Annotated in this window: 3 protein-coding genes and 1 rRNA gene; all 4 read right to left on the bottom strand. The window is 28.4% G+C overall.

Annotated elements, in window-relative coordinates; all coding sequences use genetic code 11:
• Positions 1 to 182: 182 nt before the first annotated feature.
• Positions 183 to 3,374 carry a ligand-binding sensor domain-containing protein gene (locus AC11VW_RS14950; protein WP_484302233.1) on the bottom strand — a complete coding sequence of 1,064 codons (3,192 nt, stop codon included), beginning with the start codon at positions 3,372 to 3,374 and terminating at the stop codon, positions 183 to 185.
• A gap of 205 nt (positions 3,375 to 3,579) precedes the next feature.
• Positions 3,580 to 5,148 carry a murein biosynthesis integral membrane protein MurJ gene (gene murJ, locus AC11VW_RS14945; protein ID WP_484302232.1) on the bottom strand — a complete coding sequence of 523 codons (1,569 nt, stop codon included), beginning with the start codon at positions 5,146 to 5,148 and terminating at the stop codon, positions 3,580 to 3,582.
• A gap of 331 nt (positions 5,149 to 5,479) precedes the next feature.
• Entirely contained in the window at positions 5,480 to 9,004 is a 3,525-nt protein-coding gene (gene nifJ / locus AC11VW_RS14940) for a pyruvate:ferredoxin (flavodoxin) oxidoreductase (protein WP_484302231.1), read from the bottom strand.
• Positions 9,005 to 9,240: 236 nt separating this feature from the next.
• Positions 9,241 to 9,357: ribosomal RNA gene (rrf, locus tag AC11VW_RS14935) — 5S ribosomal RNA — on the bottom strand.
• Between the last annotated feature and the right edge of the window lies 1 nt (position 9,358).

The following is a 9,358-nucleotide window of genomic DNA, read 5'->3' as shown; positions in this document are numbered from 1 at the left end:
TACCTTCATTTAAATACATATCTACAGCTTTAAGTTTCAATTCTTTATCATATTTATTATATTTTTTATCCATAGAAAAACCCCCTTATATTAGTCACAATCAGCATCATTATACGATGCTTTTTTTTATGTGTCTACTATAAGGGGATTATACTATTTATTGAGTGCATTTTTATATAGTACTATAAAATTATAATGAATTTACATCCCTTATTTAATTCACTTTCAACATATATCTCTCCATTATGAAGGTCTATTATATGCTTGGTTATTGTTAAACCTAATCCACTCCCACCTTTAACTTCTGAATGTACATCTACTATTTGATTAAATCTATCAAATATTAAATCATGATACTTAGGATCCATACCAACACCATTATCTTGTACAGATATCATAACTTTATCATTTAACTCTTTTATACATACTTCTATTTTTCCCCCACTTGGAGTAAATTTTGTAGCATTTCCAACTAAGTTAACTATACACCTTTCTATTTCATAGGCATCACACATAATAATCTTTTCTTCAATTTCAGGATCAATTATTAATTCAATTCCCTTACTTTCTACATACTCTTTTAATGATAATGTAGCTTCTTCAACTATATATACAATATCACTTTCTTTTAAATTCACTTTATATTTTCCATGATCTATTTTAGCAGTATCTATTAAGTTATTTATTAAACGTAATAGCCTTTTAGTATTTCTTTTCATCACAATCATATATTGAGTTAATTTTTCTTTTTCTATTCCATCATCTGATTTATTTAACTCTGTTATTAGCTGTTCAGTAGTATAAATTACATTTAGTGGTGTCCTAAGCTCATGAGATAGATTAATAAAGTAACTATTCTTATTTCTTTCTAATTCAATTACTTTATTTAATAATTCATTATTTATTTCCATTTCATGACTTAATTGTTCTGTTCTTTTGTGAATTAATTTATCTAAATATTTCATTCTATTAATATATGAATATGTTACTAGTATTACTATTAAAAAGTATATAAAGAATGCTATACTACTTTTATAAAATGGAGGGTCTATAGTAAAAGTTACTTTATTCTCATCTGTGATGCTACCATTGTAACTTCTAGCCTTTATTTTTAGAGTATATTTTCCCGGTGATAAGTTACTGTAATTTATATCATTTGACTCTACTTCTCGCCAATGTTCACTTGTACCTTCTAAAATATAATAATATTGAACATTTTCAATATTGCTATAGTCTGGGAAAAACACATTTATATTAAGAAAGTTCTCATTATGCTTAAATTTCATTCCATCTATATTATTATAATGTCTCCCATTTACTTCAAAATCATCAAATACAACATTGGGCGTATATTTTTTTTTGCCTACTTGAGATGGATTAAATATATTTAATCCATTTATCCCTCCAAAGATAAATTCACCTTTATCATTTTTGTAAGCTGCATTTCCATTAAATTCATTAGCTTGTAATCCATCTGTTACACTGAAATTTTCAAAAGCATTATTTTTAACATCAAACTTTGAAATTCCCTTATTAGTACTAAGCCATAAGTTATTACTTTCATCCATCAATATACCATATACTGTATTATTAGCTAGTCCATCTAATGTGGTATATCGTGTAAATGTTTCTGACTTTTTATCAAATTTATTTAATCCATAACTAGTTCCTATCCATAGGTTTCCATTATTATCTTCAGATATAGATCTTATAGTATCTGAACTTATTGTTGTTTTATCATTTTCTTTATTTTCATATTTTTTTATACTCTTATTATCAGGATCTACTCTTATTAGACCTCCATCTACAAAACATCCTATCCAATATATCCCTTCGCTATCTTCATATATAACTTTTGCATATAATGTTTCTATTTCAAAATCCTTTATTTTATCTGTGATATCTTCTATTTCATCTGTCTTCGTATTTAGTATACTCACTCCATTAGATGTTCCTATCCAAAGATATCCCTTACTATCTAAAAATAATGATCTTATATTATCTTCACAAACTCCATCATCCTTGTTATATACGGTTATTGTCTTTTCTTTTTTGTTAATTTTATTGACACCATTATTTGTAGCTACATATATTTCATTACCTTTACCAATTATATCATTTATACAATCGTTACTAAATAAATGATTTGTTGTTTCTCTATTTAAATGAGATATTTCATTAGTTTCTCTATTAAAAATATTTACACCTTTTGAGTTAGTTCCTATCCACAATAGTCCATCCTCATCTTCATATATTCCATGAATAGCATTTTCACTTAATGAATTATTATCAAATGGATTTTTTTTATAATGCTTAATATTGTTATTAGGATCAAATATACTTATTCCTAAATAAGTCCCTACCCAAATCAAACCACTCTTATCTTCTATAATTGTGTAAACATCATCATCAATTAAGCTATTTCTATCATACGTATTACTTTTATATGAAGTAAATGTTTCATCTTTTTCATTAAATTTTGCTAATCCTTTGTCTGTTGCAATCCACATCGTTTCATTACTATCTTTAAATATATCTCTTATATAATTAGACGGTATTGATTTTTCATTATTTTGATCATATTTAAATCTTGTTACTTTATTAGTACTTATATCGATTCTATTTAAACCTTGTTCGAATGTACCTGCCCATATATACCCATTGTCATCATAATGAAGACCATATATATCATTTTCACTTATTGTATTTCCATCTTCATTATTGCTATAAAATTTATATACTTTATTTTCATTTATATCTATTTTATTCAATCCTAATTTAGTAGCCACCCATATATCTCCATTGCTATCTTGTTCTAGTGTATGTATAAGTTGGTTACTTAAATCATTATCTCTAGAAAATATATGTATAAATTTATCATTAACTTCATCATACAAATTAAGACCATTAGATGTTCCTACCATTACTTTATTATCTTTTGTTACTAGAATATCGCCAATATTATTATGCGATAAATTTCCTTTTTTCTCTGATGAAAAATAGTTAGTTATTTCATTATTTTCAGTATTTATTTTACTTAACCCATCAGCAGTTCCTACCCATATATTTCCCAATTTATCTTCTTGTAAATCTACTATGTAGTTATTAGCTATGCTATTTATATTTCTTTCATTATGTCTATAAACTTTAAAATCATAACCATTATACTTGTTCAAACCATCATTTGTACCAATCCATATATACCCTTTTCTATCTTGAATCATCGTCTCTACTGTAGATTGGGATAATCCATCTTCATTTTTAATATTTCTAAAATTAATATTTGATGCATATGAAGTCCAAATATTTGTATTAAATACTATAAATCCTAAAACAATAACACTCAAAATCTTCAATATATTTATTTTTTTCATTCTTTTCCCCTTATTTAAGCAATAAATTTATGCATATCAATAAAAATCATACTATATTATGATTTTTTTTGATATACCTAAATTTTAAAAGCCACTTAATTAATCAGATTAATATTATATACCTATTAGTTAAGTAGTTTACTCTACTTCTCTTAATACTAATTTTTCTATATTATTCTTTCAATTACTTTAGCTACTTTATCACTTATACTTTTTTATTACTATTTATGATTTTATTTTTCACTAAGTTTACAATTTCCTTAGCTTCTTTAATATTAAATATCATTGTTAATAGTATATATATAATTAATCCTAGTATAACACATATCATAGCGCTTAACCCCATGAGCTTTCTACTTTCTCCTAGTATACTTACTCCAAACCCAAATATTTCATTGTATACAATTTTCATTATAACTCCCATTATTATAGATGATACAAAAACTTTTATAAAAGTAATAAAGATATTTTTGAACCCTATTTTTCCTATTTTCTTTCTTAAAGATATAAATAGTAAAATTGTAGTAATTATAGCAGATATAGACCCTGCTAATGCAAGCCCTCCAATTCCCATGTACTTTACTAAAACTATAGAAAGTATTACATTTATAATTACTGCTATTGTAGCATTTTTTACTGGTGTTTTTGTATCTTGCAGTGAGTAAAATGCCTTTGATAGCATATCTCTTAACCCATATGCTACTATTCCTATTGAATAATAAAATAGAGCTGTTGATGTTAAATATGTCGCTCTTGAATCAAAAGAACCTTCCTCAAATAATATTTGAACTATAGGTTTTGATAAATCCATAATCATTACCATAATTGGAACCATAGATATTATTATTATATTTATAGACTTAGATATATTGTACTTAAAAGCTTTTATATTATCTTCACTAGCTAGTTTTGAAAGTATTGGATACATTATTGTTGACAAAGATATAACGATAATTCCTACTGCAAACATATTTAGTTTATTTGCATAATTTAGGGCTGTAATACTACCAGCTTCTAAAGTAGATGCTAGTGTTCTATTTACTACTGTATTTATTTGATTTACATAAGAACCAAAAAATACAGGCAATACAAGATATAATATTTGTCTTATATTTTCATCTTGCAAATCCAATATAAGTTTGTGTTTATATCCTTTTTTAAATAAGAATGGTATCTGAAATAAAAGTTGTGCTACATATGCAAATAAAGTTCCATATATCATTACATATGAATTTGTCATAGAACCTAAAAATATTGCTACTATAACAAATATGTTAAATGGTATACTTACAAGTCCAGATATATATACATTTCCAGATGCCACTAAAAATGATGATATTAAACCATTTGTAGCTATAAAAATCATGGAGAATAATAAAATTCTAGAATATCCTACTGTAAGTTCTAGTACTTTTCCTTCAAATCCCATTGCAAATATTTTTACTATATACGGTGTGAATATCATACCTATAACAATAAATATTATACTTATTACTAATATTATATTTATTATATTACTTGTAAACCTATATACTTCTTTATTTCCTTTATTCTCTTTTATACTGAAAAACATTGGTATAAATGTTGTTCCAAGAGATGCACTTATTCCATCAAATAATACAACAGGTATATTTAATGCTGTAAGATATGCATCCGTTACATCTCCTGCTCCAAAAGCTTGTGCTAATACTATATCTCTTAAAAATCCTGTTATCTTAGATGCTAATATTATAATCATTAGAATAATAGCAGTTTTCTTAGTTACTTTAGACATAAAAAATCCTTTCTTTTTAATATGTATACTATTTATTTTTACCTTACAAATTATTTTCATAATATCTAGATTCAATTATCATAAATAATAATACCATTATTTTCACTATGATAAAATAAAAAATTAGTTGTTTTATGTCATATATGAATCACATGAGCTATTAAATAAATTAGTTATACAAGTTATGGGTGAATTCATTGAATTTATAAAATCTTTAATTCTTACATATATTTGTTATATTTTTCATTATACAAGTCTATATTAATATACAATATTCCTTATTATAAAAGGCGTGAACTTAAATTTAAGTACACGCCTTTCACAATTATATTTATTGAGCTAATTTTTTGTAAGATTCATATCTTTCTTTTGCATTTTCCTCTGTCATACTGAATAATTCCTCTGCTACATCAGGGAATTGTTTAGCTACTGCAGCATATCTTACTTGTCCCATTATAAAGTCTCTAAAGCTCGCTGTTGGATCTTTTGAATCTAGTATAAATGGATTTTTTCCTTCTGTTTTTAATTGTGGATTATGTCTATATAAATGCCAGTATCCACATGCTACTGCTTGTGCTTCATTAGCTACACTTCTTCCCATGCCTTCTTTTAATCCATGGCTTATGCATGGTGCATACGCTATTATTAACGATGGTCCATCATAATTTTCAGCTTCTATTATAGCCTTTAATAATTGATTTTTGTCTGCACCCATTGCAACTTGAGCTACATATACATTTCCATAACTCATTGCCATCATACCTAAGTCTTTCTTTTTAGATCTCTTACCTGCTGCTGCAAATTTAGCCATTGCTGCTACTGGAGTTGATTTTGATGCTTGACCTCCAGTATTTGAATATATCTCTGTATCAAATACTAATACATTTACATTTTCACCAGATGCAAGTACATGGTCAAGTCCACCATATCCAATGTCATATGCCCAACCATCTCCACCTAATATCCATTGTGATCTCTTAACTAAGTAATCTTTTCTAGCTTTTATTTCCTCTACTAATTCTTTTGCTCTTCCACTAAATGATTTTCTTTCTATAACTTCTAACACTTCCTTGCTTGCTTCTTTAGATGTTTCTCCATTATTCATACTATCTATCCAATTTTTAAATATATCTTTACAATCTACACAATCTTCAATTACTACTAATTCATTCATTGTATCATGTAGTTTAGCTCTCATTTGTTTAACTGCTAGGTACATACCATATCCAAACTCTGCATTATCCTCAAATAATGAATTTGCCCAAGATGGACCCTTACCTTCATGATTGATAGTATATGGAGTTGTTGGAGCTGATCCTCCCCATATAGATGAACATCCTGTAGCATTTGCTATCATCATTCTATCCCCATATAATTGAGTAACTAATTTTATATAAGCTGTTTCTCCACATCCTGCACAAGCTCCTGAGAATTCCATTAAAGGAGTCTTAAATTGTGAATCCTTAACAGTTTTTCCTGCTACTAAGCCACCTTTATATGAAACTTTAGAAACTGCATATTCCCAGTTTGGGATTTCTCTTTCTGTTTGGGTTTCAAGTGGCTTCATAACTAAAGCTTTTTGTTTCGCTGGACATATATCTGCACAGTTTCCGCAGCCTGTACAATCCATAGGATCTACTTGCATTCTATATTGTAACCCCTCAAAACCTTTACCTGTAGCTTTTTTAGTCTCAAAATCTTCTGGTACATTTTTAACTTCTTCTTCATTTAATAAGAATGGTCTAATTGTTGCATGAGGGCAGATGTATGCACATTGATTACATTGAATACAGTTATCAGTTATCCATTCTGGTACATTTATAGCAATACCACGTTTTTCATAAGCTGCTGTTCCATTAGGGAATGTACCATCTTCAATTCCATTAAATGCACTTACTGGTAAGCTATCTCCTTCTTGAGCATTTATTGGTCTTAATATATTTTTTATAAAATCAGGTTCTTTATCATTATCTAGGTTGTTATCTGTTACAGTTTCCCAAGATGCTGGCACATTTACTTTAACTAAAGCATTTTTACCTTGTTCTACTGCCTCATAGTTCATGTTAACAATTTTTTCACCTTTTTTACCATAAGATTTGCTTATTGATGCTTTTAAATATTCAGTTGCTTCATCTTCAGGTATTATATTTGCTAGCTTAAAGAATGCTGATTGCATTATCATGTTTATTCTATTTCCAAGACCTATTCCCTGTGCTATCTTAGTTGCATTTACAGTGTAGAAGTTTACATTATTTTGTGCTATAAAGTTTTTCATTTTAGCTGGTAAATATTCATCTAATTCTTTTTCATCCCATATTGTATTTAATACAAATGTTCCGCCCTCTTTAAGTCCTCTTAATAAGTCATATTGATTTACATATGATTGATTATGACAAGCTATATAATCTGCATTATCTATTAAATAAGTTGATCTTATCGGAGAATCTCCAAATCTTAAGTGAGACATTGTTATACCACCAGATTTTTTAGAATCATAATCAAAATAGGCTTGAGCATATTTTTTAGTATTATCACCGATTATCTTTATAGCTTGTTTGTTAGCTCCAACTGTACCATCTGAGCCTAATCCCCAGAATTTACAGTTTATAGTACCTTTATTACTTAACTTGAATTCATCTTTAACTTCTATAGATGTGTTAGTTACATCATCAACTATACCTACTGTAAATTGATCCTTAGGATTTGAACTTGATAAGTTATCAAATATAGCTTTTATATCTGATGGTGTTACATCCTTTGAACCAAGGCCGTATCTACCACCAATTATCATCGGAGCATTTTCTTTATTATAATATAGTGAACGTACATCTAGATATAAAGGTTCACCAATTGCTCCTGGTTCTTTTGTTCTATCCAGCACGCATATTCTCTCTACACTCTTAGGTACTACATCTAAGAAATGTTTTATAGAGAATGGTCTATATAAATGTACTTTTACTAATCCATAGTTTGCACCTTTAGAATTCAATTCATCTATAGTTTCTTCAATAGCTTCAGTTACTGACCCTATTGCAATTAATATTTCTTTAGCATCTTGTGATCCATAGTAATTGAATAATCCATAATTTCTTCCTGTAAGGTCATTCATTTGTTTTATATAATCTTCTACTATTGGCACTATTGCTTCATAGTATTTATTACTGGCTTCTCTTGTTTGAAAATATATGTCTGGATTTTGAGCAGTACCACGAGTAACAGGGTGCTCTGGTGATAATGCTCTATCTCTAAACTCTTGTAATGCTTTATAGTCTATTAATTTAGCGTAATCATCATATTCAAGTACTTCTACTTTTTGTATTTCATGAGAAGTTCTAAAACCATCAAAGAAATGCACAAAGGGTAATCTTCCTTTAATTGATGCTAAATGTGCTACTGGCGCTAAATCTGCTACTTCTTGTACTGAACCAGATGCTAACATCACACATCCAGTTTGACGTGCAGCCATAACATCTTGATGATCTCCAAATATTGATAAAGCTTGTGCTGCTAGTGCACGCGCACTTACATGGAATACCCCTGGCAATAATTCACCTGCTACTTTATACATGTTCGGTATCATAAGAAGTAATCCTTGTGACGCTGTAAATGTAGTTGTAAGCGCTCCTGCTTGAAGTGATCCATGGAATGCACCCGCTGCTCCTGCTTCAGATTGCATCTCTACTACATTTACTTTTTGATTGAAGATATTCTTTAATCCTTGAGCAGCCCATTCATCTACTGATTCTGCCATATTTGTTGATGGTGTTATTGGAAATATTGCTGCAACATCAGTAAATGCATATGCAACATGTGCTGCAGCTGTATTTCCATCAATTGTTTTCATTATTTTTGCCATAATTTTTCTCCTTTTATGTAAGTAGTTAAGAGTTTCTAACTATTATTTTTCCATAAAAGGAGTTTAATAATCATATTTTATAAAATTAATTTTATTCAATATATCTAATCAGAACTTATACGCTTTAAAATTGTCGTTTCACTACACTTTTATTTTTATTGCGCACGAAATAAGGGTATAGATATTATTTAAGCAATAATATCTATACCCCTCTTTATTCACAATAAAAAAAAATTACGTGGCTACGTCTTACTCTCCCAGGCAGTTGCCCACCAAGTACCATCAGCGCTAAAGAGCTTAACTTCTGTGTTCGGAATGGGAACAGGTGTATCCTCTTTGCTATTATAACCACAT

It is taken from the genome of Romboutsia sp. (assembly GCF_056995035.1).
Note: the sequence above shows the minus strand (reverse complement) of the source record. Positions and strands in the feature narration are given on the sequence as shown.